Origin of the sequence: Streptomyces sp. FXJ1.172 (assembly GCF_001636945.3) — a bacterium.
Classification (GTDB): domain Bacteria; phylum Actinomycetota; class Actinomycetes; order Streptomycetales; family Streptomycetaceae; genus Streptomyces.
Genome location: NZ_CP119133.2, coordinates 3,247,580 through 3,272,949, shown reverse-complemented (window position 1 = coordinate 3,272,949; position 25,370 = coordinate 3,247,580). Strand labels below are relative to the sequence as shown.

Annotated in this window: 16 protein-coding genes and 1 pseudogene; 6 read left to right on the top strand and 11 right to left on the bottom strand. The window is 71.3% G+C overall.

Annotated features, from left to right (window positions below; genetic code table 11):
- The first annotated feature begins 139 nt into the window (after positions 1 to 139).
- A complete protein-coding gene (cimA, locus tag A6P39_RS14335) occupies positions 140 to 1,750 on the top strand; it encodes a citramalate synthase (RefSeq protein ID WP_067040525.1) in 1,611 nt (536 codons plus the stop codon).
- 63 nt (positions 1,751 to 1,813) lie between these two features.
- Here the strand turns inward: cimA and A6P39_RS14330 are convergent, their stop codons facing one another.
- Positions 1,814 to 2,410 carry a GOLPH3/VPS74 family protein gene (locus A6P39_RS14330; protein WP_067040523.1) on the bottom strand — a complete coding sequence of 199 codons (597 nt, stop codon included), beginning with the start codon at positions 2,408 to 2,410 and terminating at the stop codon, positions 1,814 to 1,816.
- A 20-nt stretch (positions 2,411 to 2,430) separates the two neighbouring features.
- A complete protein-coding gene (locus A6P39_RS14325) occupies positions 2,431 to 4,299 on the bottom strand; it encodes a ricin-type beta-trefoil lectin domain protein (protein ID WP_067040522.1) in 1,869 nt (622 codons plus the stop codon).
- 239 nt (positions 4,300 to 4,538) lie between these two features.
- Between A6P39_RS14325 and A6P39_RS14320 the strand changes: the two genes are divergently transcribed.
- Positions 4,539 to 7,550, top strand: coding sequence for a glycoside hydrolase family 3 protein (locus A6P39_RS14320; RefSeq protein WP_067040521.1), 3,012 nt, complete (start codon positions 4,539 to 4,541; stop codon positions 7,548 to 7,550).
- A gap of 48 nt (positions 7,551 to 7,598) precedes the next feature.
- A complete protein-coding gene (locus tag A6P39_RS14315; protein WP_275883855.1) occupies positions 7,599 to 8,981 on the top strand; it encodes a hypothetical protein in 1,383 nt (460 codons plus the stop codon).
- A gap of 18 nt (positions 8,982 to 8,999) precedes the next feature.
- On the opposite strand, the gene A6P39_RS14310 is transcribed toward A6P39_RS14315, so the two are convergent.
- Positions 9,000 to 9,596: a YceI family protein gene (locus tag A6P39_RS14310; protein ID WP_067046100.1), complete on the bottom strand. Its 597-nt coding sequence runs from the start codon at positions 9,594 to 9,596 to the stop codon at positions 9,000 to 9,002.
- A gap of 277 nt (positions 9,597 to 9,873) precedes the next feature.
- Between A6P39_RS14310 and A6P39_RS14305 the strand changes: the two are divergent.
- The 3 genes and pseudogenes from A6P39_RS14305 to A6P39_RS14295 all read left to right on the top strand — a co-directional run bounded on the left by A6P39_RS14305 (position 9,874) and on the right by A6P39_RS14295 (position 14,171).
- A pseudogene (locus A6P39_RS14305) lies at positions 9,874 to 12,169 on the top strand (polysaccharide lyase 8 family protein).
- Between the two features lie 154 nt (positions 12,170 to 12,323).
- On the top strand, positions 12,324 to 13,919 hold the full coding sequence (locus A6P39_RS14300) for an acyl-CoA carboxylase subunit beta (protein WP_067046102.1): 1,596 nt from the start codon (positions 12,324 to 12,326) through the stop codon (positions 13,917 to 13,919).
- 57 nt (positions 13,920 to 13,976) lie between these two features.
- Positions 13,977 to 14,171 (top strand): acyl-CoA carboxylase subunit epsilon, encoded by a 195-nt coding sequence (locus A6P39_RS14295; protein WP_067046104.1) that lies wholly within the window; start codon positions 13,977 to 13,979, stop codon positions 14,169 to 14,171.
- Positions 14,172 to 14,273: 102 nt separating this feature from the next.
- Here the strand turns inward: A6P39_RS14295 and A6P39_RS14290 are convergent, their stop codons facing one another.
- From A6P39_RS14290 to A6P39_RS14255, 8 genes are all read right to left on the bottom strand, one after another.
- Complete coding sequence (locus tag A6P39_RS14290) at positions 14,274 to 14,855, bottom strand: GTP-binding protein (RefSeq protein WP_026248371.1); 582 nt, start codon at positions 14,853 to 14,855, stop codon at positions 14,274 to 14,276.
- Positions 14,836 to 15,405, bottom strand: a complete 570-nt coding sequence (locus tag A6P39_RS14285; protein ID WP_067046106.1) for a DUF742 domain-containing protein — start codon at positions 15,403 to 15,405, stop codon at positions 14,836 to 14,838. Before A6P39_RS14285 ends, A6P39_RS14290 begins: the two co-directional genes overlap by 20 nt.
- 94 nt (positions 15,406 to 15,499) lie before the next feature.
- Complete coding sequence (locus tag A6P39_RS14280; protein WP_004983065.1) at positions 15,500 to 15,913, bottom strand: roadblock/LC7 domain-containing protein; 414 nt, start codon at positions 15,911 to 15,913, stop codon at positions 15,500 to 15,502.
- A gap of 10 nt (positions 15,914 to 15,923) precedes the next feature.
- Positions 15,924 to 19,145, bottom strand: a complete 3,222-nt coding sequence (locus A6P39_RS14275) for a nitrate- and nitrite sensing domain-containing protein (protein WP_199840802.1) — start codon at positions 19,143 to 19,145, stop codon at positions 15,924 to 15,926.
- A 389-nt stretch (positions 19,146 to 19,534) separates the two neighbouring features.
- Positions 19,535 to 20,110 (bottom strand): GTP-binding protein, encoded by a 576-nt coding sequence (locus tag A6P39_RS14270; RefSeq protein WP_067046109.1) that lies wholly within the window; start codon positions 20,108 to 20,110, stop codon positions 19,535 to 19,537.
- On the bottom strand, positions 20,091 to 20,489 hold the full coding sequence (locus tag A6P39_RS14265) for a DUF742 domain-containing protein (protein ID WP_009190816.1): 399 nt from the start codon (positions 20,487 to 20,489) through the stop codon (positions 20,091 to 20,093). Before A6P39_RS14265 ends, A6P39_RS14270 begins: the two co-directional genes overlap by 20 nt.
- A 112-nt stretch (positions 20,490 to 20,601) precedes the next feature.
- Positions 20,602 to 21,015 (bottom strand): roadblock/LC7 domain-containing protein, encoded by a 414-nt coding sequence (locus tag A6P39_RS14260; protein WP_037654657.1) that lies wholly within the window; start codon positions 21,013 to 21,015, stop codon positions 20,602 to 20,604.
- 9 nt (positions 21,016 to 21,024) lie between these two features.
- Positions 21,025 to 24,927 (bottom strand): sensor histidine kinase, encoded by a 3,903-nt coding sequence (locus tag A6P39_RS14255; protein ID WP_107304356.1) that lies wholly within the window; start codon positions 24,925 to 24,927, stop codon positions 21,025 to 21,027.
- Positions 24,928 to 25,370 lie beyond the last annotated feature (443 nt).

Sequence of the window (25,370 nt, the reverse complement as noted above, 5' to 3'; positions counted from 1 at the left end):
ACCTCTCGCACCCGCGAGGGGTTTTTTCGTTTTCCGGCCCACCATCAGCCGGGAGCGACGGCGCGAGGGACCATTGGGGGGACGGTGGAGCCGGTCATTCCGGTAAGACCGAAGATCCACAATCAGGAGCCTTGAGACCATGACCGAGACGGCAACCAGCGAGTTCGACGACTCGTTCCACGTCTTCGACACCACGCTGCGCGACGGCGCGCAGCGTGAGGGCATCAACCTCACCGTCGCGGACAAGCTCGCCATCGCCCGGCACCTGGACGACTTCGGCGTCGGCTTCGTCGAGGGCGGCTGGCCCGGCGCGAACCCCCGGGACACCGAGTTCTTCGCCCGGGCGCAGGCGGAGATCGACTTCCGTCACGCCCAGCTGGTCGCCTTCGGCGCCACCCGCCGCGCCGGCGCCAAGGCCGCCGAGGACCCCCAGGTCAGGGCGCTGCTCGACTCCGGCGCCCCGGTGATCACCCTGGTCGCCAAGTCGCACGACCGGCATGTGGAACTGGCGCTGCGCACCACGCTGGACGAGAACCTGGAGATGGTCCGCGACACCGTCTCGTACCTGCGCGAGCAGGGCCGCCGGGTCTTCGTCGACTGCGAGCACTTCTTCGACGGCTACCGCGCCAACCCGGAGTACGCCAAGGCCGTGGTCCGCACCGCCGCCGAGGCCGGTGCCGACGTCGTCATCCTCTGCGACACCAACGGCGGCATGCTGCCCGCCCAGGTCCACGCGGTCGTCGCCACGGTTCTCGCCGACACCGGCGCCCGGCTCGGCATCCACGCCCAGGACGACACCGGCTGCGCGGTCGCCAACACCCTCGCCGCCGTCGACGCGGGAGCCACCCACGTCCAGTGCACCGCCAACGGCTACGGCGAGCGGGTCGGCAACGCCAACCTCTTCCCGGTCGTCGCCGCCCTGGAGCTGAAGTACGGCAAGAAGGTGCTGCCCGACGGCAAGCTCCGCGAGACCACCCGGATCTCGCACGCCATCGCCGAGGTCGTCAACCTGACGCCTTCGACGCACCAGCCGTACGTGGGAGTGTCGGCCTTCGCGCACAAGGCCGGCCTGCACGCCTCGGCGATCAAGGTCGACCCGGACCTGTACCAGCACATCGACCCCGAGCAGGTCGGCAACACCATGCGCATGCTGGTCTCCGACATGGCGGGCCGCGCCTCCATCGAGCTGAAGGGCAAGGAGCTCGGCATCGACCTCGGCGGCGACCGCGAGCTGGTCGGCCGCGTGGTCGAGCGCGTCAAGGAGCGCGAGCTCAAGGGCTACACGTACGAGGCCGCCGACGCCTCCTTCGAACTCCTGCTGCGCGGCGAGGTCGAGGGCCGCCCGCTGAAGTACTTCGACGTCGAGTCCTGGCGGGCCATCGTCGAGGACCGGCCCGACGGCACCCACGCCAACGAGGCCACGGTGAAGCTGTGGGCCAAGAAGGAGCGGATCGTCGCCACCGCCGAGGGCAACGGCCCGGTCAACGCCCTCGACCGCGCCCTGCGCGTGGCCCTGGAGAAGATCTACCCGCAGCTCGCCGCGCTGGACCTGGTCGACTACAAGGTCCGCATCCTGGAGGGCAAGCACGGCACCCAGTCCACGACCCGGGTGCTGATCTCCACCTCCGACGGCACCGGCGAGTGGTCCACGGTCGGCGTGGCGGAGAACGTCATCGCCGCCTCCTGGCAGGCCCTGGAGGACGCGTACACGTACGGCCTGCTGCGGGCGGGCGTCGAGCCGGCGCAGTAGCCGGCGCCCGAAGGGGCGCGGGGCCGTGTCCGGCCGGCGGGCGCAGCCGGCCCCCGAGCGGGGCTACGGTGCTCGCCAGATGTTGTCGAAGGCCGCGTTCTCGATGCGGCGCCGCTCCCGCACCGCCCCCAGCTCGGTCACCGCGTCCCCGACCGTCGCCACGACCGTGAGGACGGCTTCGTCGGCGGGGGCCTGCGCGGGCCGGTCGGCCTCGATGCCCAGCGTGGCGGCGAGGGCGGCGAGGACCGGCTCGCGGGACCACCAGCGGTCGGCGGCATGGCGCCGGGCCGGGGTGTCGGCGGCCGCGTCCCGCCCGGCCCGCCGGAACAGCCCCTGCCGTTTCCCGGAGAGCTGCCCCTCGGCGTCCAGCGCGTCACGGTAGGCCGCGGCCAGCCCCTCGCCCCGGCGCCACAGCCAGTCCTCGGCCGTCTCGTACGGCTCCTGCCGCTTCAGCGCCGCCTGGGCCGCGTCCAGCATCCGGTCGCCCGTGGCCAGGGCCGGACCGGGCACGATGCGCTCACCGTCCAGGGTGAGCGCCCGCGCGCCGAGCAGGTCGGCCAGTTCGGCGCCCGCGAGCGCCAGCGACAGGTCGCCCTGCTCGACGGGGGGCTCCCCGGGCACGTCCAGGCTGACGAGGAACAGATCCTGCGGTGTGGTCATACCTCTACCATGTGGGTCCCCTACTGCAAGTGCCACTTCTGGTTCGCGGCCCCCGTGCACGACCAGATCTGGGCCCGTGCCCCGTTCGCCGAGGAGTTGTCCGTGACGTCGAGGCACTTGTTCGCGGCCGTGTTCACCACATCGCCCGTGGCCGCGTCGTACGACCACTGCTGGGCGCCGGTGCCGTTGCAGTCGTACAACTGCACCTTCGCCCCGTCCGCCGTCGACGCGGACGTCACGTCGAGGCACTTGCCGAGCGCCTGCACGGACCCGTCGGCCATGACGGTCCACTGCTGGGCGCCGGTGCCGTTGCAGTCGTAGAGCTGCACGGCCGTGCCGTTGGCGTTCGAACCGCCTGCCGCATCGAGACACTTGCCGGCCAGCCCGACGAAGGAACCCGACCGGCCGGCACTGCCGGACTGGGTGCCGGACCAGGTGAAGGTCGCCGAGGTCCTGCCGGGCAGCGCGTAGGTGGCGTGCTCCGAGCCCCAGTCGATGGTGAGGGTCTGCGCCGAGGAGGAGTCGTTGTAGGCGATCAGCGCCTTGCTGCCGTCCGGGTTGCGCCAGGCCACGTTCGGTACTGCGGTGGACGCCGTGGAGGCGATCCGCTGGGCGCCCGGCCGGACGAACTTGGTGAGCTGGCCCATGTCGTAGTACTCGACCGTGTAGTCCACCGTCCCGCTGCGCCCGTCCCCGTCGTGCACGGTGATCAGCCCGGTGCAGGTGCCGCAACCCCCGTCGTGCGGACCGCCGTTCTGGTCCACGGCCAGCGACCACTTGGTCACCGACTTCGCCCAGTTGCGGGTGTAGTCGATGATGTTCGACATGTCCTCGCGCTGCTGGTCGGCGATCCAGGTGCCGCCGGAGTGCTCGGTGCCGAAGGCGTCCAGCGAGGGGTACTGGTCGTGCACGGCGCTCTGCTTGGTGACGTCACCGCCGTAGCCGTGCCAGGCGATCCCGCCGAAGTTGGGGTGGTTGCGGATCGCCGGGTCGTCCACGGACTGGGCGGCGTAGGAGTCGTAGGTGTCCCAGTTCCAGTCGTGGGCCAGCACCTTGGTGCTCAGGCCCGCCGACTGCAGCTGCGGCAGCAGGTCGTTCTTGAGGAAGTACTGCAGGCCGGAGGCGTTCCAGCTCATCGACGGATAGCCGGAACAGCAGGTCGGCTCGTTCTGCGGGGTCACGTACGCGACAGAGACCCCCTGGTCCTTGTACGCCTGGAGGTACTTCACGAAGTAGGCGGCGTACGCCCCGTAGTCCTCGGCCTTCAGCCAGCCGCCGTTCAGCGAGCCGCTGTCCTTCATCCAGGCCGGGGCCGTCCACGGCGAGGCCATCACCGTCAGGGACGGATCGAGCTGGAGCGCCTGCCTGGTGAGCGGCACGACGTCCGCGAGGTCGTGCGCGATCGAGAAGCCGCTGAGGTCCGGGTCCGTCTGCCCGGCCGGCACGTCGTCGTACGTGTAGCCGTAGCGTGCGAGGTCCGAGGCGCCCATCGGGTTGCGCAGGAACGACAGCCCGATGCCGTCCGCCGGCGAGAACAGCTTGCGCATGGTCGCGTCCCGGGTCGCCTGGGACAGCGCCCCGCTGCTGTTCATCAGCCAGGCCGCGGTGTCGGTGAAGGACGCGCCGCCGCCGGTGAAGGTCTGGTAGCGGGTGTTCTCGTCCACGGTGATGTTCGTGCCGCCGCCCCCCGTCCCGGACTGGAACGCGAACGGCGCCTGCGCCTCGAGCCCGCGCACGACGTGCCGGCCGGCGGAGTCGTCGGTGGTGGTGAGCCAGGCCGTGACCTGCTCGCCGGCCGCGTGCGCGGTGGGCACGGCGAACGTCGTCAGTCCGGCGGTGGTCAGCAGCCCGGCGAGAAGCAGCCGGGCCGCGCGCAGATGTCTTCCCATGGTGGTGCGCCGCCCTTCGGGAGGTGGGGGACGGGAGGCGTGCGAGCCGTGAGTAAATGACGGCTTCGAAGAGGCGTCAAGGGGTTGCGCATTCAGGAAGCGAACACACAACGTGCTTGATCCAGCCGCCCGTTGGCCCCGCACCACTTCTGACGTGACGTATTGACGGCGCCGCGCGCCCCTAGTTAACTCACGGCGTGATCTAAGTCATGAGTGAATCGAGAGCCGAGGGAAGGTCCATGCGAAGAGCCGCCCTGCTCGCCTCCACCGCACTCCTCGCCGGCCTGCTCCCGTGGGCGACCGCGCGAGCCGCCGGCGATCCACCGCCCGTCCCCGTCGACCGTTTCGAGGGCGAGGTCCCCTTCGCGTCCCAGCCCGCAGACGGCATCTTCACCTGGGGAAGCGACGCCGACGACCCGCCCGCCCTGAGCCTCGCGGAACGCGCCGACGCCCCCGAGGGGACGAAGGTCCTGTCCGGCACGTACGACATCAGTGGCTACGGCGGCTTCACCCACGACTTCGCCGCGGACCGGCCGGCCCACGACTGGTCCGCCCATCAGGGCATCCGCTTCTGGTGGGACGGCCAGGACAACGGCAGGAAGATCGCCTTCGAGATCAAGGACGGCGGCACGAACGGCGAGGCCTCGGAGCTGTGGACGACCTCGTTCACGGACGACTTCACCGGCTGGAAGCAGATCGAACTGCCCTTCACCGACTTCACCTACCGAACCGACTACCAGCCCGTCGGCGGCATCGACCACGTGCTCGGGCTGACGCAGATGTGGGGGTACGCCGTCACCCTCCCGGCAGGCGCCAAGGGCCGGTTCGCCATGGACGACGTCGAGCTGTACGGCAGGGCCGACCAGTCGCTGCGTGCCTCCGTCACCACGGACGCGGCCGTCCACCCCGTCGAGGCAGGCGGCACCGCGAAGGTCAGGGTCACCCTGGCCACGACCGGCGACCGGCCCGTCGACCAGCCCGTGACGGTCGCCTACGCGACGCAGGGCGGCACCGCCACCCCCGGCAAGGACTACACCCCGGCCGAAGGCACGCTCACCTTCCCGGCCGGCACCGCCTCCGGCGCGTCCCGGACCATCGAGGTCCGCACCGCGAAGGACCCGGCCGGCGCGCCCGCCCGGACGATCCCCCTGAAACTCACGGTCACCGGGGCCAAGGCCCCGGCCGAGACCCCGCAGGTCGTCATCGACGCCCACGGACTGCCGTACCTGAACGCCGAGTTGCCCGTGCGCAGGCGCGTCGCGGACCTGCTCTCCCGCATGTCCCTGGAGGAGAAGGCCGGGCAGATGACCCAGGCCGAGCGCGGAGCCGTCGGCGGCGGGGGCGACATCGCCACGTACGCCCTCGGCTCGCTGCTCTCCGGCGGCGGTTCGACGCCGACGCCCAACACCCCCGAGGCCTGGGCGAAGATGATCGACGGCTTCCAGCTGCGCACGCGGGCGACCCGCTTCCAGATCCCGCTGATCTACGGCGTCGACGCCGTCCACGGCCACAACAACCTGGCGGGCGCCACGATCATGCCGCACAACGTCGGCATGGGCGCCACCCGCGACCCCCGCCTCGCCGAACGGACAGCGGCGGTGACGGCCGCCGAGGTCCGGGCCACCGGCATCCCCTGGGACTTCGCACCCTGCCTGTGCGTCGGCCGCGACGAACGCTGGGGCCGCAGCTACGAGTCCTTCGGCGAGGACCCGGCGCTGGTGGAGTCCATGGAGACGGTCGTCCAGGGGCTCCAGGGCCGCGCGGACGGCAGGGACCTGAGCCGTGACGACAAGGTCCTCGCCACGGCCAAGCACTTCGCCGGCGACGGCGGCACCGCGTACGGCTCCTCGACCACCGGCACCTACACGATCGACCAGGGCGTCACCACGGTCACCCGGCAGCAACTGGAGGACATCCACCTGGCGCCGTACAGGACCGCCGTAGACCGGGGCATCGGTGCGGTCATGCCGTCGTACTCCTCCCTCGACATCGTCGGCGACGGCAAGGGCGCGGTGAAGATGCACGCCCGCGGCGACATGATCAACGGTGTGCTCAAGGGCCGGATGGGCTTCGGCGGCTTCGTCATCAGCGACTGGAACGCGATCGACCAGCTGCCCGGCGACTACCCGTCCCACGTCCGCACCGCGGTGAACGCGGGGGTCGACATGATGATGGTGCCCTACAGCTACAAGGACTTCACCGCGACGCTGATCGACGAGGTGAAGGCGGGGCGCGTCAGCGAACGGCGGATCGACGACGCCGTCTCCCGCATCCTCACCCAGAAGTTCAGGCTGGGCCTGTTCGAGCACCCCTACGCCGACACCACCGGCGCCGCACGGATCGGCTCCGCCGCACACCGGGCCGTGGCCCGGCAGGCGGCCGCCGAGTCGCAGGTGCTGCTGAAGAACTCCGGCGGCCTGCTGCCGCTGAAGAAGAGCCAGAAGGTGTACGTCGCCGGGTCCAACGCCGATGACCTCGGCAACCAGACCGGGGGCTGGACCCTCACCTGGCAGGGCGCGTCCGGCACCCACACCCGGGGCACGACCATCCTCCAGGGCATGCGCGAGGCGGGCGGGAACGTCACCTATTCCAAGGACGCCTCCGCCCCGACGGACGGCTACGACGTGGGCGTGGTCGTCGTCGGCGAGACCCCGTACGCCGAGGGCGTCGGCGACGTCGGCAACGGGCACAGCCTGCAGCTGCAGGCGGCCGACCAGGCGGCCGTGGACAAGGTGTGCTCGGCCATGAAGTGTGCGGTGCTGATCGTCTCCGGGCGTCCCCAGCTGATCGGCGACCGGCTCGGGAAGATCGGCGCACTGGTCGCCTCCTGGCTGCCCGGCACCGAGGGGGAGGGCGTCGCCGACGTCCTCTACGGCAAGCGCCCCTTCACCGGACAGCTTCCCGTCACCTGGCCGAAGTCCGAGTCCCAGCTGCCGATCAACGTCGGCGACGCCTCGTACGACCCGCAGTTCCCGTACGGGTGGGGCCTGACCACGCTCACCGACGTTCCGCCGGGCGGTGCGGCCACCCTGCGCGCCCTCGCCGTGGCGGCCGCCGCGGCCGAGCGCAGGGGTGACGACCGGGCCGGCCGCGAGATCGTGACCAAGGCGCGGCTGCTCGTGCAGGACAAGACCGGTGAGCGGATGACCGAGGCGGTGGCGAAGCCCTTCGCCGACGCCGGCCACCTGCTGCTGACCGGCCGCTACGCGGCGGCGGTGAAGAAGCTGACGGAGGCATACCGCGCCGCATAGGCCCTGCCTGTATGTCAGATTATGGGGGGCTTCGGGTAACTTCGAACCATGAAGGCCGTCCCGCGGGCCCGCAGCCTGCCCGCACTCCTGCTGGCCGCTCTCGCCCTGGTCCTGGCGACCGCGCTCGCCCCCCGGGCGAGCGCGGACACGAGCGTCTCCACGATCGCCCGCGCGCTGCGGGCGGGTCCGGTCTACGTCGACCCGGCGGCGGCCTCCCAGCTGCCGAAGGCGGCCGCCGACGCCCTCGCGAAACGGATCAAGGACGCGAACAGACCGCTGTTCATCGCGGTGCTCCCGGCCGGCTATCCGACGAGCGGGCTGTTCGCGAACCTCCGCGCGGCAACCGGCGTCACCGGTCTGTACGGCGTCCGCCTGGGCGACCGCTTCGACGCCCGCGGCGACTCCTCCGTCATCTCGGCGACGGCGCGGCAGAACCTGGTGAGGAGCGTCCAGGGCGAGCCCGCCAGGACCCAGCTCACCGACTTCACCGACCGGGCCCTGGCCACCATCGGCGGCCGCGCCCCGAGGAGCTGGGGCGTGTCGTCCGGATCCGGCGACGGGGTGTCCGGTACGGCGGTGCTCGTCACGGGCGCGGTGCTGGTGGCCGGGGGCGTGGGCGCGTACACGCTGGTCCGGCGCGGCCGGCGGCGGCGCGAGGAGGAGCAGCGGGCCGCTCTCGACCGGCTGCGGGTGGTCGTGGACGAGGACATCACGGCCTTCGGCGAGGAACTGGACCGCCTCGACTTCCATCCGGCCGAACCGCGCGCCGACAACGCGATGCGCGCCGACTACGAACGCGCCCTGGACGCCTACGAGACCGCCAAGCAGCGCATGGCCGACGCGCGGCGCCCGCAGGACGTCCGCACGGTGACCGAGGCCCTGGAGGACGGCCGCTTCTCGCTCGCCCAGCTCGCCGCCCGCCGCGAGGGCCGCCCGCTGCCCGAACGCCGGCCGCCCTGCTTCTTCGACCCGCGCCACGGCCCCTCGGCCGGCGACGCCGACTGGACCCCGCCCGGCGGCGCCCCGCGCCGGGTGCCGGTGTGCGCGGCCGACGCCACCCGGCTGGCCGACGGCCGTGACCCGGTGATCCGCGAGGTCGACACGGAGTACGGCCGCCGCCCCTACTGGGACGCGGGTCCCGCCTACGGCCCCTGGGCGGGCGGCTACTTCGGCGGCGGCATCCTGCCCGGCCTGCTCGTCGGCACGCTCCTCGGCAGCATGATGGCCACCCCGTCGTACGCGGCCGACTACGGCGCCGGATACGGCGACTTCGGCCCCGGCGACGACAGCGACCACGGGAACGGCCTCGACGGCGGCGATGTCACCGGCACGGACTTCGACGCCGGGGACTTCGGGGGCGGATTCGGGGACGGCGGGGGGATCGACGGGGGCGGGGGAGACGGCGGTGGTGACTTCGGCGGGGGGTTCTAGGGTTGAACCCCCGTGGGGTCACGCGTTCTTGATCGCCGAGATGTCGAAGACCAGCTTGATCTTGTCGGAGACGAGGACGCCACCGGTCTCCAGCGCGGCGTTCCAGGTAAGGCCCCACTCCGAGCGCAGCAGCTCGGCCTTGCCCTCGAAGCCGACGCGCTCGTTGCCGAAGGGGTCGGTCGCGGCGCCGTTGAACTCCAGGTCGACGGTGATCGGCTTGGTCACGCCGAGCAGGGAGAGGTCGCCGGTGATGCGGTAGTCGTCGCCGCCCAGGGCCTCCGCCTTGGTGGAGCGGAAGGTGATGGCCGGGAACTCGTCGATCTTGAAGAAGTCGGACGACTTCAGGTGGCCGTCGCGGTCGGCGTTGCCGGTCTCGACGCTCGCCACCTGGATGTCGAGCGAGGCGGTGGACCGGGCCGGGTCCGCGCCGTCCAGGTGCAGCGTGCCGGTGAAGTCCGTGAAGGAGCCCTTGACGTTGGTGACCATGGCGTGCCGGGCGACGAAGCCGATCGTGGTGTGCGCCGGGTCGACCGTGTAGTCGCCGGTCAGCGCGGTGAGGTCCGCACCCGTGCCGGTGGTCTCGGGGGTGCTGCTCTTGCGGCCGAAGATGCCCATGTGGTGCTCCAGAAACTGATCAGTTGAACGTTAAACGAATCCTTGACTCCGAAGGTAGACCCATTCGGTTCGGTTTTCAACATCATCCGCAGCGTGTTTTCGGTGTCGCGCACAGTGACGCCGTACGCCCTCTGGCAGACACGCATCGTGCTCGGGCACCATCTCCCTGTACCGGCTGCACCGCCCGCACCGCCCGTACTGCCTGCACCGCCTGCGCAGCCGCGCCACAGGAAGCCCGGTCCGACCATGAGGTGAACCGGGCGGAGGGGGGAGAGTCGTGTCCGGAGCCCGGCGCCTGTCCCGGCGCGCGCTGCTGCTGGCCGCCGCCCTCGCCCCGGCCCCGGCCCTCGCCTCCGGCGCCCGGGCGGACGGCGATGCCGATCCCGGTCCGGACCCCTACGGCACCCTGCGCCGCCGCTGGCTCGACATCGCACTCGGCGCGGGCTACGACCCGGGCACCGAGCCGTACGCCTCCCGGCTCGCCCAACTCGGCTCCCTCGCACGCGAGTTCAGCGGGGCCATGGATCCCGCCCCCGACTCCCTGTGGCCCGGCCACCCCTTCGACCCGCCGTCCGGCATCACCTTCAGTTACGGCCGGCTGTGGACCATGGCCCAGGCCTGGGCCCAGCCCGGCACCGGAGCCACCGGCGACCCTGCGCTCCTCGACGCCGTCCGGCACGGGCTCGACCACCTCTCCGCCCGCGTCTACAACCCCTCCACCAGCCGCTACGGCAACTGGTGGGAGTGGCAGATCGGCAGCCCCCGGCTGCTCATGGACATCACCGCCGCCCTGTACGAGCGGCTCGGCGCCGACCGGATCGCCGCCGCCTGCGCGGCCGTCGACCACTTCGTCCCGGACGCGGTGTTCACCGGCTACTCCGGCACCTCCACCGGCGCCAACCGCGTCGACCTGTGCCGCTCCGTCGTCCTGCGCGGCATCCTCGGGCGCGACGCCGGCCGGATCGCGCTCGCCCGGGACGCCCTGTCGCCGGTCTTCCCGTACGTCACCGAGGGGGACGGACTGCACGCCGACGGCTCCTTCGTGCAGCACACCTGGGTCGCCTACTCGGGGACCTACGGACAGGTCCTGCTCGACGGCCTCGGGCGGCTGTTCACCCTGCTCGCGGGATCGCCCTGGGAGATCACCGACCCTGCGCGGCACAACGTCCTGGACGCCGTCGAGCACTCCTTCGCACCCCTCGTCCACGACGGACTGGTCATGGACGGCGTCAACGGCCGTGCCATCAGCCGGGGTTACCTCGCCGGGGACGACCTGCACCTCATGCGCAGCGACCACTTCCACGGGCAGGCGCTCGTCGCCTCCGTCGCGCTGCTCGCGGGCGGGGCGGGGCAGGAGCGGCGGGAGAGGTGGTACGGGCTGGTGAAGGGATGGATCCGACGCGACACCGTGACGCCGATGCTGACGGCCGCCCAGTTCGACGTCGCCGATCTCGCGCGGCTGCACGCCATCGCCGCATCACCGCTCCCGCCCGCCCCAGAACCCCTCGGCCACCGGCTCTTCCGCCCTGTCCATGGCCAGCGACCGCATCGCCCACTACGAGTGCGGCAACGGGGAGAACCCGCGCGGCTGGCACACCGGCTCGGGAATGCTGTACTGGTGGCCGGAAGGACGCACGGACCAGTACACCGACTGGTTCTGGCCGACCGTCGACTGGTACCGGCTGCCCGGCACCACCGTCTCCACCAGGCGCCTCGCCGACCGCGCCGGCGGCGAATGGGGCGCGCCCAAGCCGGACGTGCGCTGGGTGGGCGGCGTGACGGACGGCACGTACGCAGCCGTGGGCCAGCACCTCAAAGGCCTCGGCTCCACCCTGCAGGCCCGCAAGTCCTGGTTCTTCCTCGACGACGCCGTGGTCTGCCTCGGCGCCGGGATCAGCTGCGCCGACGGCGTCCCGGTCGAGACGGTCGTGGACAACCGCAACCTGGGGGAGGGCGGCACCCAGGCCTTCGTGCGCGGCCGGCACTGGGCGCACCTGGCGGGGCACGGCGGCTGGATCCTGCCCTGCGGGGGCGAACTGCGCGCCCTGCGCGAGGACCGCACCGGCGCCTGGTCCGACATCAACACCGGCAGCACCGATGAACGGCGCACCCGGCGCTGGCAGACCCTGTGGCTCGACCACGGCACCGACCCGGCCGACGCCGGCTACCTCTACGTCCTGCTGCCCGGCGCCTCCCGCGCCGAGACCGAGGCCCGGGCCGCCGACCGCCACTGGCTGTCCGTCCTCGCCAACGACGGCGCCCGGCAGGCCGTCGCCGCCCCGCGGCTGGGGCTGACTGGTGCGAACTTCTGGCGGGCCGGTACGGTGGGGGACCTGGCCGTCTCGGCGGGGGCGAGCGTGCTGATCGTCCGCCGGAGCCGGACCGCCACCCTTCGCATCAGCGAGCCGCCGCGTACCGGCACACCGCTGGAGGCCGTCTGGGACCGCCCGGTGCGTGCCGTGCTCCGAGCGGGAGAAGGTGTCGAGGTACTGGAGACGGGCCGCCGTCTCAGACTCCGTGTCACTCCAGGGATGGCATGTTCCGGCCGCGAATGTGAGGTGGCTCTCAGGTGACACCTTTGTTGCCTCTCCACAACCACGGCGCCCTCCGAGCAGTCGGAACGGCTGCATGGGGCCATCCTTCTGTTCACTCGCACCAGGAAAACGGGCCGGAGACTGTACGGAGTCAACGGCCCTCTTTCCTTGGTGTCCTTCGTATGGTCGCTACATGACCGTTTTGGAAGAGACGACGGGTGAGCCGACCGGCGAACCGGGAGACGCGCGCGGACGGGTCGCCGAGCTGCACGAGATCCGTGCCAGGGCCGTGGCCGGTCCCAGCGAGAAGGCGACCGCGGCGCAGCACGCCAAGGGGAAGCTGACGGCCCGGGAGCGGATCGAGCTGCTCCTGGACCCAGGGTCCTTCCAGGAGGTCGAGCAGCTGCGCCGGCATCGTGCGCAGGGGTTCGGGCTGGAGGCGAAGAAGCCGTACACCGACGGTGTGATCACCGGTTGGGGCACGGTGGAGGGCCGTACGGTCTTCGTGTACGCGCATGACTTCCGGATCTTCGGCGGTGCGCTGGGCGAGGCCCACGCGACGAAGATCCACAAGATCATGGACATGGCGATCGCGGCGGGTGCGCCGCTGGTGTCGCTGAACGACGGTGCCGGTGCCCGTATCCAGGAGGGTGTCAGCGCGCTGGCCGGGTACGGCGGCATCTTCCAGCGCAACACCAGGGCGTCGGGTGTCATCCCGCAGATCTCGGTGATGCTCGGCCCGTGCGCGGGCGGTGCGGCCTACAGTCCCGCCCTGACCGACTTCGTGTTCATGGTCCGTGAGACGTCCCAGATGTTCATCACCGGTCCGGACGTGGTCAAGGCGGTGACGGGCGAGGAGATCACCCAGAACGGCCTGGGCGGCGCGGACGTGCACGCCGAGACGTCCGGCGTGTGCCACTTCGCCTACGACGACGAGGAGACCTGCCTCGCCGAGGTCCGCTACCTCCTCTCGCTCCTGCCGCAGAACAACCGCGAGAACCCGCCGCGCGTGGAGTCCTCCGACGCGGTCGACCGCCGCAGCGACGTCCTGCTCGACCTGGTGCCGGCGGACGGCAACCGGCCCTACGACATGGCCAAGGTGATCGAGGAGATCGTCGACGACGGCGAGTACCTCGAGGTCCACGAGCGCTGGGCGCGCAACATCATCTGCGCCCTGGCCCGCCTGGACGGCCAGGTCGTCGGCATCATCGCCAACCAGCCGCAGGTCCTCGCCGGTGTCCTGGACATCGAGGCGAGCGAAAAAGCTGCGCGTTTCGTCCAGATGTGTGACGCTTTCAATATCCCGATCGTCACCTTCCTGGACGTTCCGGGGTTCCTCCCCGGTGTCGACCAGGAGCACGGCGGAATCATCCGCCACGGCGCGAAGCTGCTCTACGCCTACTGCAACGCGACCGTGCCGAGGATTTCGCTGATCCTGCGCAAGGCGTACGGAGGTGCCTACATCGTCATGGACTCCCAGTCGATCGGCGCCGACCTGACGTACGCGTGGCCGACCAACGAGATCGCGGTGATGGGCGCCGAGGGCGCCGCCAACGTCATCTTCCGCCGGCAGATCGCCGGGGCCGCGGACCCCGAGGCCATGCGGCAGAAGATGGTCAAGGAGTACAAGGCCGAGCTGATGCACCCGTACTACGCGGCCGAGCGCGGCCTCGTGGACGACGTCATCGACCCCGCCGAGACCCGCGAGGTCCTGGTCAAGTCGCTGGCGATGCTCCAGTCCAAGCACGCCGACCTGCCCTCCCGCAAGCACGGCAACCCCCCGCAGTAACCGAGCGGACCCGTCGCGGCAACCCCGCGGACCTCTCTTCCACGGAGACTGACATCCATGAGCACTCCTGACATCCGCGTCGAGAAGGGCCACGCCGAGCCCGAGGAAGTCGCCGCGATCACGGCCGTCCTCCTGGCCCGCGCCGCCGCCCGCACGGCGCCCGACGCCCAGACCCACCGAGGCCGCGCCAGGGCCGGCTGGCGCCGCCTGGAGCGCGAGGGCGGCTTCCGCGCCCCGCACAGCTGGCACTAGCCGCGCCGCTCAGCCGAATCGGCACAGAAGAAGGGCCCCCTCCGCGGAGGGGGCCCTTCTTCTGTGCCGGTGCGCCCCGTCAGGGGCGCGGGACAGCCGGGCTCAGCGGAGCCGGGCCATCAGAGCGTGCTCCACGAGAGTGATCAGCGCCGACTTGGCGTCCGCGCGGTGGCGGGCGTCGGTCGTGATGATCGGGGTGTCGGGGCCGATCTGGAGCGCCTCGCGGACCTCGTCCGGGTTGTACGGCTGGTTCCCGTCGAAGCCGTTGAGGGCGATGACGAACGGCAGGCCGCTGTTCTCGAAGTAGTCGACGGCCGGGAAGCAGTCGGCGAGGCGCCGGGTGTCCACCAGGACGATCGCGCCGATCGCACCGCGTACCAGGTCGTCCCACATGAACCAGAAGCGGTCCTGACCGGGCGTACCGAAGAGGTACAGGATCAGGTCCTGGTCCAGGGTGATGCGGCCGAAGTCCATGGCCACCGTGGTGGTGGTCTTGTCCCCGGTGTGGGTGAGGTCGTCGATGCCCGCGCTCGCGGACGTCATGACGGCCTCGGTGCGCAGCGGGTTGATCTCCGAGACGGCGCCGACGAACGTGGTCTTGCCCACGCCGAAGCCGCCCGCCACCACGATCTTGGCAGAGGTGGTGGAGCGGGAAGGACCGCCGCTAGAGCTTGCGAAGTCCACTGAGCACCCTTTCGAGCAGTGTCACGTCTGGCTGGCCACCGGCGTTCTCGTCGCCGCCGGGCTGATGGATGGCGACCAGGCCCGCCTCCGCCAGGTCGGCGACGAGAATCCTGGCCACGCCGAGGGGGATCGTCAGCAGCGCCGAGACCTCGGCGACCGACTTGATCTCCCGGCACAGGTTGCAGATCCGCTGATGTTCGGGCAGCTGGCCCTGCATCTGGTGCGGAGCGGCGGTGGTGTGCACCAGTGCCTCGATGGCGAGCTGGTAGCGCGGGCGAGTCCGGCCGCCGGTCATGGCGTACGGACGCACCAAGGGGTTGTTCGATGCGGACGCGGGCGCCGGCTCGGGGCGTCGTTGCGGCTGCACCGGCTGGATGCGCGGTGCCGGCGGCTGGTCGTACGGCGAGGGGCCGGGGCCCTGCGGCGTGTACGGCTGCCGGTGGCTCGGGGCGGAGGGGAAGTTGTACCGGTTCGCAGAACCGTCGCCCTGGCCCTGGGCAGGGCCGTACGACCAGTTTCCCGAATGCGAACCGCCTGGGGGTGTTGCCACTTTCTCCTCCTCCGACTGTGCCGGGCACCCATCGCTGTGGAGCCGCGTCCCGAAACCTTACGGCCCCGGGACGCGAATACGCACCGTCCGATTACTAGTTGAGAAGGCTCCCCTGGAGCTCCGCGCGGAGATCCGGGGTGAGGACCGTGCCCGCGCGGTCCACCAGAAGGGCCATCTCGTACCCGATGAGGCCGATGTCCGCTTCCGGGTGGGCCAGAACCGCGAGCGAGGAACCGTCGGAGATGGACATGATGAAGAGGAATCCCCGCTCCATCTCCACAACCGTCTGGTTCACGCTGCCTCCCTCGAAGATCCGGGAGGCGCCTGCCGTCAGAGACGTCAGACCGGAGGCGACGGCCGCGAGCTGGTCGGCACGGTCGCGGGGGAAGCCTTCGGACATCGCCAGAAGGAGTCCGTCGGCGGAGACCACCACCGTGTGGGACACCCCCGGGGTGTTGTCCACGAAGTTGGTGATCAACCAGTTCAGGTTCTGTGCCGCCTGGCTCATCGGGCTCACACTAACGCTCCTGGTTGTAGGTGCTGTCAGGACCGAAGCCCTGGCCGTTCGTTTCACTGCCTGCGCTGCGTCCGCGCTGGACGCCCCGACGCAGGTTGCTCAGCCTGCCCCGGACGTCCTCCGGGGCGCGGGAGACCTGGGGGCCTCCCTGGGGGGTGGTTTCGGCGGCACCCTCGACCAGGTTGGCCTTGGGCACGCGCCGCGGCAGACCCGAGGCGGTGACCCCGCCCGCCTTCGGCTTGCGGAGCTGCGCGGCCTGCTGCCACCGCTGGTCGTTCGCCGAACGCCAGTCGCCGCCCGGCCCCGCGGCGTTGCTCGGTGCGGGAGCCGGCGCTTCCTGCTGCACGCGCGCCGTGCCGTTCGTGGCACTCGAGCCGGTGGGGCCGCTCGCGGTGGAACCGCGGCGGGGCAGCCCGGCGTCGGTCAGCTCGTGGGCGGCGGGAGAGGCCGGTCCCGGACGGTCGAAGCCTACGCGGTTCTGCTCACTCGCGTCAGCGGCCTGCGAAGATTCCGTTTCCGGAGCGTACTGGGCCGGATAGCCGTTCTGGTAGCCGTCCTGCTGGGGCCAGTCATCCTGGTAGGAGTGCGCCTGGGCCGGCTCCGGGTACGCCGGATCGGGGTAACCGCCACCGGCGGAGAAGCGGTCGCCCTGCGGCAGGGTGCCGTTCGGCGCGAAGTACTGCTCCTCGTACGAGCCGTGCTGCTGCTCCTCGTAGGGAGCCTGCCGCGGTTCCTCGTACGAGACCTGCTGCTCCTCGTACGACGGCTCCTGGTACGGCTGCTGCGGCTGCTCCTGGAAGGACTGCCGGCCGTCGAACAGCGGGTCGGCGTAGGCGGCGGGCGCCTCGGGCTCCGCACCCGGCTCGGGCTGCTGCGGCCCGTGCGTCTGGGCCTCGAGCGCGGCGCGGCGCTCCTCGCGCATCAGCGAGCGGCCGACCGGGTCCAGCTCACGGATGTCGTCGGGGACCTCCGTGTACCGGCTGTCGTCGAAGCCGAGTTCGGCGGCGGTGCGCATCGGCTGCACCTGACCGAAGCTCTCACCCTGGAACTGCTGCTCCGGGATGATCTGCGAGACGGTGAACTCCTCGCGGTCCAGCGGCGCCTCGCCGCCACCGCCGTGCGTGATCGCGTCCGGCAGCATGACCAGGGAGGTCGTGCCTGCCTGCTCGCCCGAGGGGCGCAGCTGGACGCGAATGCCGTGCCGGTCGGACAGCCGGCCGACCACGAACAGGCCCATGCGCTGGGAGATCGCCGCATCCACGGTCGGCGGGTTGGCCAGCTTGTGGTTGATGTCCGCGAAGTCCTCGGCCGTCAGACCGATGCCCTTGTCGTGGATCTCGATCATGATCCGGCCGTCGGGGAGACGGGTGGCGGTGACCCGGACCTTGGTCTGCGGGGAGGAGAACGTCGTGGCGTTCTCCAGCAGCTCGGCGAGCAGGTGCACGAGGTCGGTGACCGCGCGGCCGTGGATCTCGGCCTCCGGGACGCCGGACAGCTCGATGCGCTCGTACTGCTCCACCTCGGAGGAGGCGGCGCGCAGCACGTCGACCAGCGGGACCGGCTGGTCCCAGCGGCGGCCGGGCTCCTCGCCCGCGAGGACCAGGAGGTTCTCGCCGTTGCGGCGCATACGGGTGGCCAGGTGGTCCAGCCGGAAGAGGTTCTCCAGCTGGTCCGGGTCGGCCTCGTTGTTCTCCAGGTCGGTGATCAGGGTCAGCTGGCCCTCGATCAGCGACTGGTTGCGGCGCGACAGGTTGGTGAAGATCGCGTTGATGTTGCCCCGCAGCAGGGCCTGCTCGGAGGCGAGCCGGACCGCCTCGCGGTGGACCTGGTCGAAGGCGCGGGCGACCTCGCCGATCTCGTCCTTGGTGGTGATCGGGATCGGCGCGACCCGGGTGTCGACCCGGCCGGGGTCGGTGCGCGAGAGCTGGTCGACCAGCATCGGCAGTCGCTGCTCGGCGATGCCGAACGCGGCGTTGCGCAGCTGGCGCATCGAGCGGCTCATCTGGCGGGCCACCGCGCCGGCCAGGATGAAGGCCAGCAGCAGGGCGACCACGACCACGGCGCCGGTGATGAACGCGGAGTTCTTGGCGTCGTCGGCGATCGACGAGGCCTCGCTCACGGCCTTGTCGGCCATGCCCGACTCGATGTCGCGGTAGGCGTTGAACTTGAGCGTGTTGACCGCCCACCAGTTCTCCGCGGTGATGCCCTTCTGGGCGAGCAGCGCACGGGCGGCGGGGTCGGTGGAGTCCAGCGTGGCGAGCGCCGTGACCATCTTCTGCGGGTCGGACGGCGGCGGGATGTAGGCCGGGTCCTTGGCCTTGGCCTGCTGGGCCATCGTCACGGCCTGGGTCTGGATGCTCTTCTTCTCCGCGTCCAGCTTGTCCGCGTCGGCCTGGGTGCCACCGCCGAGGTACTCCTCGACGGCGATGCCCTCCAGGTAGGCGTAGGAGGACAGGGCGACGCGCTGGCTGGCCAGGTTGGGGGCGTCGGGACCCGGCTTGACCAGGATGTGCATGCCGATCGAGCGCTCCAGCGACAGTGCCGCCTTGGTGAGCGAGATGGCGTAGACGGTACGGCCGTAGGAGGTGATGTTGCCGGTGCCGAGACCCAGCTCGTTGGCGAACTCCATCAGCGGGTGGGCGACCTTGACGTAGCCCTCCTCGGTCTGCACACCCGTGAACTTGGAGGTGTAGGCGCCGGCGCGCAGCGTCTGCAGGAAGGGTTCCGCCTCGCGGAACAGCTTCAGCCGGCGCTCCAGGCCCGACTTGTGCGGCATGTTCTGGGCCGCCTGGTCGAAGGCGTCGGCGGCCTTGTCGGTGGCGTCACGGGAGGCCGAGACGGTCGCCTTGTCCTGGGCCGTCTCGAGCCTGCCCTTCAGCAGGGGCGCGGCGGTGGTGTCCCGCTCGTTGTAGAGGGCGTCGGCGTACGACAGCGAGGCACGCACCAGACGGGCGGTGTTCTCGGCGTCACGGGCCTGCTGCCAGGTGTCGATCGAACTCTTCACCTGGAAGCCGCCCATGACGAGGCCGACCGCCACGGGTATGAGCAGGATCGCGTTCAGTCTGGTCGGCACGCGCCAGTTGCGCGGGGAGAAACGGCCGCCGCTCGGCGCCTGAGGGGCCGCCGGCTCCCCACCGGTGACGGGGGTGGGCGCCGCAGCGCGCGGCGGCGGGGTGAAGTTGCCCCGCGCCGACGGCTCGGGACCGTTCTTGCTTCGCCTCACTCGACCAACAACCTCTCGGCGGTCGGCACCTACGTCGTGCCGCAGTCTCTCAGAGCCCGGTTCGTCATCGACCACGTAGTACGTCGTTGACTATTGGGCAGTTCAGGCATTCCAGCACGTGGACCAGTGCTCTTCCAAACAGCGGAAACCTCTGGAGAGGGCCGTTGCAGGCCCTAGATAAAACGGTCATAAAGAGCGAGCCCCGCCAAAAGGCGGGGCGTTTGTGAGCGCAGCGGTACCGCTCGACCGCGTCGCGTGGTGATACCAGGGGATTCCTCTGCCGAACTGTTATGAACACCGGAGCCGACCGTGTCAAAGGCCACAGCCGGCTCCCGTCCGTTTACGACAACTGCCGTACGGCACGTCGTACTTGAGTACGTATGCGTGCGCTATCGCAAGCGCGCCATCAGGGCGTGCTCGACCAGCGTGATCAGCGCACTCTTGGCGTCGGCCCGGTGGCGGGCGTCCGTCGTGATGATCGGGGCGTCCGGCCCGATCTGGAGCGCCTCGCGCACCTCGTCGGGGGTGTAGGGCTGATGGCCGTCGAAGCCGTTGAGGGCGATGACGAACGGCAGGCCGCTGTTCTCGAAGTAGTCGACGGCCGGGAAGCAGTCGGCGAGGCGCCGGGTGTCCACGAGCACCACCGCGCCGATCGCACCGCGTACCAGGTCGTCCCACATGAACCAGAAGCGGTCCTGACCGGGCGTACCGAAGAGGTACAGGATCAGGTCCTGGTCCAGGGTGATGCGGCCGAAGTCCATGGCCACCGTGGTCGTGGTCTTGTCCCCGGTGTGGGTGAGGTCGTCGATGCCCGCGCTCGCGGACGTCATGACGGCCTCGGTGCGCAGCGGGTTGATCTCCGAGACGGCGCCGACGAACGTGGTCTTGCCCACGCCGAAGCCGCCCGCCACCACGATCTTCGCCGAGGTGGTGGCCCGGCCCGCGTCAGAGCTTGCGAAGTCCACTGAGCACCCTTTCGAGCAGCGTCACGTCCGGAGCGCCGCCGTTGTTCTCGTCGCCACCTGGCTGGTGAATGGCGACCAGGCCGGCCTCGGCGAGGTCGGCGACCAGGATCCGGGCCACACCGAGCGGCATGGCCAGCAGCGCGGAGACCTCCGCGACCGACTTGACCTCACGGCACAGGTGGCAGATGCGCTGGTGCTCCGGGAGCAGCCCCATGAGCGCAGCCGGGTCGGCCGTGGTGCTGATCAGCGCCTCGATGGCGAGCTGGTAGCGCGGCCGCGTCCGGCCGCCGGTCATCGCGTACGGACGGACCAGCGGCTGGTCGCCCTCGTCCCCGTACGGTTCCGCGTACGGATCGTGATGGGCGGTGGGCGGGGTCATGAATCCTCCGGGCGGGACAGCAAGTCGGTCGGTCAAGCCGTCTGTCGGGGGCCGGTGGGGGGATTGTGGCGGCCGGACGGTGGTTTGGTGAGGTGGGTGGTGCCGGGGGCGGTCAGTGCAGCAGACTGCCTTGGAGTTCGGCGCGCAGGTCCGGGGTGAGTACCGCACCCGCGCGGTCGACGAGCAGTGCCATCTCGTAGCCGACGAGACCGATGTCGCACTCGGGGTGGGCCAGGACCGCGAGGGACGACCCGTCCGAGATGGACATCAGGAAGAGGAATCCGCGCTCCATCTCCACGACCGTCTGTGCCACGGTGCCGCCCTCGAAGATCCGGGACGCCCCGGCGGTCAACGAGGTCAGACCGGAGGCGACGGCCGCGAGCTGGTCCGCGCGGTCCCTGGGGAAGCCTTCGGACATCGCCAGCAGAAGGCCGTCGGCGGAGACCACCACCGTGTGCGACACCCCGGGGGTGTTGTCCACGAAGTTGGTGATCAACCAGTTCAGGTTCTGTGCCGCCTGGCTCATCGGACTCAACTAACGCTCCTGCTGGTGAGTGGGGTTCGGGTAGCTGCCGGTCTGGCCGTTGCCGACCTGACGACCCTGTGCGATACCCCGACGGAGATTGGTCAGCCGCCCGCGTACGTCGTCAGGCGCACGCGAGACCTGCGGACCGGCTTGGTGCTGTTGCTGCTGAGCCGTGCCCGGGACGAGGTTGGCCCGGGGCACCCGGCGCGGCAGACCGGACGTGGTGACACCACCCGCGGCGGGCTGCCTGACGCGCTCGGCCTGCCGGACGAGTTCGTCGTTCGGCGAGGTACGCCAGGTCCCGGTGTTCGAGCCGACGCCGTTGTTGCCGGCGTTGCCAGAGTTGTTGCCACCGCTGCCGTTCTGGTTGCCGCCCGGGCCACGCCGCGGAGCCGGGGCGGGAGCCTGCGGCTGCTGCGGCTGCTGCTGCGCGGGCGCGCCCTCCTGCGGACCGCCGTGGAACCAGTTGGTCTCCAGCGTGTCGTACAGCGGGGTACGGCCGTCGACCGGGCCGCTGGCCGGCGGCAGCGCCTCCGGCTCACGGTGTGCCGGGCGCTGCGGCTGCGGGGCCGGCGGGCGCGGGGCGCCGAACTCGTCCCGGGCGGGCGGCTGCGGGCGCTCGAACTGACCGGTGTGCGCCGGGTTCTGCCGCCCGGGCAGCGCGTGCTGCCCGGTGGAGCCGCCGTCGTAGGCCTGCGGAGCCGTGAACCGGCCGGCGTTCTGCGCGCCGTCGTCCTGCCGCGCGGGTGCCGGGGTGCCGAAGACGTCGGAGCGGACGAACGAGCCCTGCTGGTCGCCGCGGCCGTCGGGAGCCTCGGGACGGGCGAACTGGCCGGTGTGCTGCGGGCCCCCGGGCTGCTGGAACTGGCCGGGCTGCTGGAACTGGCCGGTCTGCTGGGGGCTGTCCGGGCGGGCGAACTGGCCGGTGTGCTGCGGGCCGTCGGGCCGGGGGAACTGGCCCGTGCTCGAGGAGCCGCCCATGCCGTTCAGATCCGCGCGCGGGAACTCGCCCGTGGCGGACGGGCCGTGGCCGTCGGTGCCGGGGATCGCCGGTATCTCCGCGGTCGAGCCCGGACCCTGCCGGTCGTCGATCCGCGGCATGCGCGCGGTGTGCGCCGGGTCCTGCTCGTCGTGGCCGCGCGGGGCGTCCAGCGAGGCACGCGACAGCGGGGCCCCGGAGTCGCTCCAGCTCGGGGTGCGCGGCTGCGGGTCACCGCCGGGCAGTTCGGCCCGCGGACCGCCACGCGGCGGCAGCTGGGGCTGACGGCCCTGGTCGGAGGGGGCGCCGGGGCGCTGCGGGCCACGGCCGCCGAAGGCGTCCTGCTGCGGCCCGGCCGGGTTCGCGGCCTGCAGGCCCTGCGGGGCGCCCGGTGCCTGACCGCCGAAGCCGCCCGCACCGGAACCCGCGGGCATCGGCCGGCCCTGCTGCGGACCGCCGAGACCACCGGGACCGCCCTGGGGACCGCGCGCGCCGCCCGGTGCACCCGGACGGCCGCCCTGGCCCGCGCCGGGCAGCGCGGCACGGGGACCCTGGCCGGCACCGACCTGACCGCGCGGGGCGGGACCGGCACCGAGCAGACCGCCGCCGGCCGGAGCGCCGCCGAGGGCACCGCCGTTGCCGTTGCCGCTCTGCCGACGGGCCGCGGCCGCACCGGCGGCGGCCTGCGCGGCGGCGGGACCACCGCTCGCGCCGGGCGCGCCGGGCTTGCCGGGAGCCGGCTTCTTGCCGCCCTGTGCCACGTCCACCGGCAGCATGACCAGCGCGGTCGTACCACCGGAGTCGGACGGGCGCAGCTGGATGCGGATGCCGTGGCGCTGGGACAGCCGGCCGACCACGAACAGGCCCATGCGGCGGGAGACGGAGACGTCCACGGTGGGCGGCGAGGCGAGCCGCTCGTTGATCGCCGCGAGGTCCTCGGGCGACAGGCCGATGCCCGTGTCGTGGATCTCGATCAGCACGCGGCCGTCGGGCAGCGCGTGACCGGTGACCTTGACCTTGGTCTGCGGCGAGGAGAAGGAGGTGGCGTTCTCGAGCAGCTCGGCGAGCAGGTGCACGAGGTCGTTGACGACGCGGCCGGCGACCTCGGTGGTGGGCACCGAGGCCAGCTCGATGCGCTCGTACTGCTCCACCTCGGACGCGGCGGCACGGAGCACGTCGACCAGCGGGACCGGGCGGGTCCAGCGCCGGCCGGGCTCCTCACCGGCGAGGACGAGGAGGTTCTCACCGTTACGACGCATACGCGTGGCGAGGTGGTCCAGCTTGAACAGCGAGGACAGCTGGTCCGGGTCGGCCTCGCGGGACTCCAGTTCGGAGATGAGCGACAGCTGGCGCTGGATGAGGCCCTGGGAACGGCGCGAGAGGTTGGTGAACATCGCGTTGACGTTGCCCCGCAGCAGGGCCTGCTCGGCGGCGAGGCGGACCGCCTCGCGGTGCACGTCGTCGAAGGCCGCGGCCACCTGGCCGATCTCGTCCCGGGAGTGCACACCGACCGACTCCACGGACGTGTCGACGTCCTGCGGGTCGGACTCCGACAGCTGCTTGACCAGCTCGGGCAGGCGGTCCTGGGCGACCTTGGTGGCGGTCTCCTGCAGGCGGCGCAGCGAGCGGATCATGGAGCGGGCCACGACGAACGCGCCGACCAGCGACACACCGAGCACGAGCAGGATCAGCGCACCGGAGATGATCGCGTCCTGCTGGGTGGCGCTCTTCAGCTCGCGGGCCTTCTGCTCCATCTCCTCGAGCAGCGTGTGCTCGATCTTCTTCATCTGCTCGATCTTGGTCGAGCTGTCGTCCACCCAGTCGCGGTACGAACGCGCCGGCAGCTGCTGCATACCGGTGGAGGACTCGAAGGCGCGCTTGGCGTAGGTGTCGGCCGACTCGATCGTCGGGTTGCCCTCGTCGATCGGCTTGAGGAGTTCCTCGGCGTTCTGGCTGGCGTAGATCTTGCGGAAGATCGCCAGCTCGGAGTTCTCGCTCTGGTACGCCGACTCGCCGTAGAGGCGGTCGTTCTCGGAGAGGTCGCCCTTGGAGGAGGTGGTCGCGGGCAGCGCGGCGGCGATCGTGGCGCGCTGCACGGAGGCGTACTCCTTGGCGGTGGAGAAGGCCGCCAGGGCGCGGGTGCGGGAGATCATCTCCGGGTTGCTGGACGCCTCGGCCATGTCCTGGGAGAGGCTGATCAGCTGGGTGATCAGGCGGTGGTACGACTCGATGGTCTGCGTCGAGTTGCCGCCCGCCTGGTAGGCGGACCGGCGGATCTTGGCCAGGTCGTCCAGCTGGTTGGCGAGGCCGACGAGCGCGTCGCGCACGCCCTGCAGGTTGCCGCTCTTGCTCGCCGCGTCGATCTGCTCGGAGGCGTCGAGGAAGTTCTCGCGGGCCCGGTCGGTCTTCTCCTGGTAGCCCTTGACCGTGTAGTCGGTCGCCTTCAGGCCGTGGGCCAGCGGACCGGCGGACTGGTCGCGCTCCTCCTGGAGCGCGGCGGCCAGTTCCGTGGCCTGCTTGGTCATGTCGGTCAGCAGCTTCATGTTGTCGAGCTGCTGGATGTCGTTGATGTTCTGGTCGATGCGCAGCGCGCCCAGCGAGGTCGCCGCGACCACGGGGAGGGCGAGCAGCGAGACCAGACGCGTGGAGATGCGCCAGTTGCGCAGGGCCATGCGGGAGCCCGGGCCGGTGGCGCCCTTGGCGGGCTTCGCGGCGGGCGTGGCGGCCGCGGCGGCCGTGGTCCCGCCGGACACCGATGCCGTCGCCGAGGCCGCCGGTCCCGACGCGCCGGGGCGCCCGCCGCCGTCACCGGACGGGGCCGGGCCCGGGTTCTGGGCGTGCTGGGGCGAGGAGCTGCCCTTCATGGGGCCAGTCCCGTCGCGCGGCTCCGGCTCCGCCGAAGCGCTGCCATCCCTCTTGAAACGTCCCTGCACTAGCGTCGCAACCTCTGGACCAGGCGCCCCTCCGCGTGAACGGAGGGACACGGTGTCGGCGTGTGGAGAGCGCCCTGAAAACGCCCCCCGATGGTCTTGAGTGACCGGCGCTGGTTCCCCCCTATCTCGCCGCCCACTCGGCGCTGCGTCGCGCCCCCTGTGCGCCGGCTCGATCCTGCGGCGGTCCGTGGAATTCCAGCACAGTGCCGGATCTCCAACAAGGGCCGGGACCGAGCCGTGACCTCGGTGACGGGCTGTGAGTGCCATGTCACCAGCCGTGGAAGCTTATCCCGTGCATAACGGGCATTTCCCTGCGATTCACCTGTGGGCACCAGGTGTCCCAGTCGCCATGATCAGGAGCGGAATGATGGCTTCGGGTCGTCAATGTCCGTTTCGTTAGGGCGCATTGCTGGCGAGATTTGACCGGTTTGTCCGCGACGTCG

Excerpts from the sequence above, each read along its gene's own strand:
- cimA (WP_067040525.1), top strand. The coding sequence starts at position 140 with ATGACCGAGACGGCAACCAGCGAGTTCGACGACTCGTTCCACGTCTTC.
- A6P39_RS14295 (WP_067046104.1), top strand. The coding sequence starts at position 13,977 with ATGAGCACTCCTGACATCCGCGTCGAGAAGGGCCACGCCGAGCCCGAG.
- A6P39_RS14310 (WP_067046100.1), bottom strand. The coding sequence starts at position 9,596 with ATGGGCATCTTCGGCCGCAAGAGCAGCACCCCCGAGACCACCGGCACG.
- A6P39_RS14325 (WP_067040522.1), bottom strand. The coding sequence starts at position 4,299 with ATGGGAAGACATCTGCGCGCGGCCCGGCTGCTTCTCGCCGGGCTGCTG.
- A6P39_RS14260 (WP_037654657.1), bottom strand. The coding sequence starts at position 21,015 with ATGAGCCAGGCGGCACAGAACCTGAACTGGTTGATCACCAACTTCGTG.
- A6P39_RS14265 (WP_009190816.1), bottom strand. The coding sequence starts at position 20,489 with ATGACCCCGCCCACCGCCCATCACGATCCGTACGCGGAACCGTACGGG.
- A6P39_RS14320 (WP_067040521.1), top strand. The coding sequence starts at position 4,539 with ATGCGAAGAGCCGCCCTGCTCGCCTCCACCGCACTCCTCGCCGGCCTG.
- A6P39_RS14330 (WP_067040523.1), bottom strand. The coding sequence starts at position 2,410 with ATGACCACACCGCAGGATCTGTTCCTCGTCAGCCTGGACGTGCCCGGG.
- A6P39_RS14315 (WP_275883855.1), top strand. The coding sequence starts at position 7,599 with ATGAAGGCCGTCCCGCGGGCCCGCAGCCTGCCCGCACTCCTGCTGGCC.
- A6P39_RS14280 (WP_004983065.1), bottom strand. The coding sequence starts at position 15,913 with ATGAGCCAGGCGGCACAGAACCTGAACTGGTTGATCACCAACTTCGTG.
- A6P39_RS14300 (WP_067046102.1), top strand. The coding sequence starts at position 12,324 with ATGACCGTTTTGGAAGAGACGACGGGTGAGCCGACCGGCGAACCGGGA.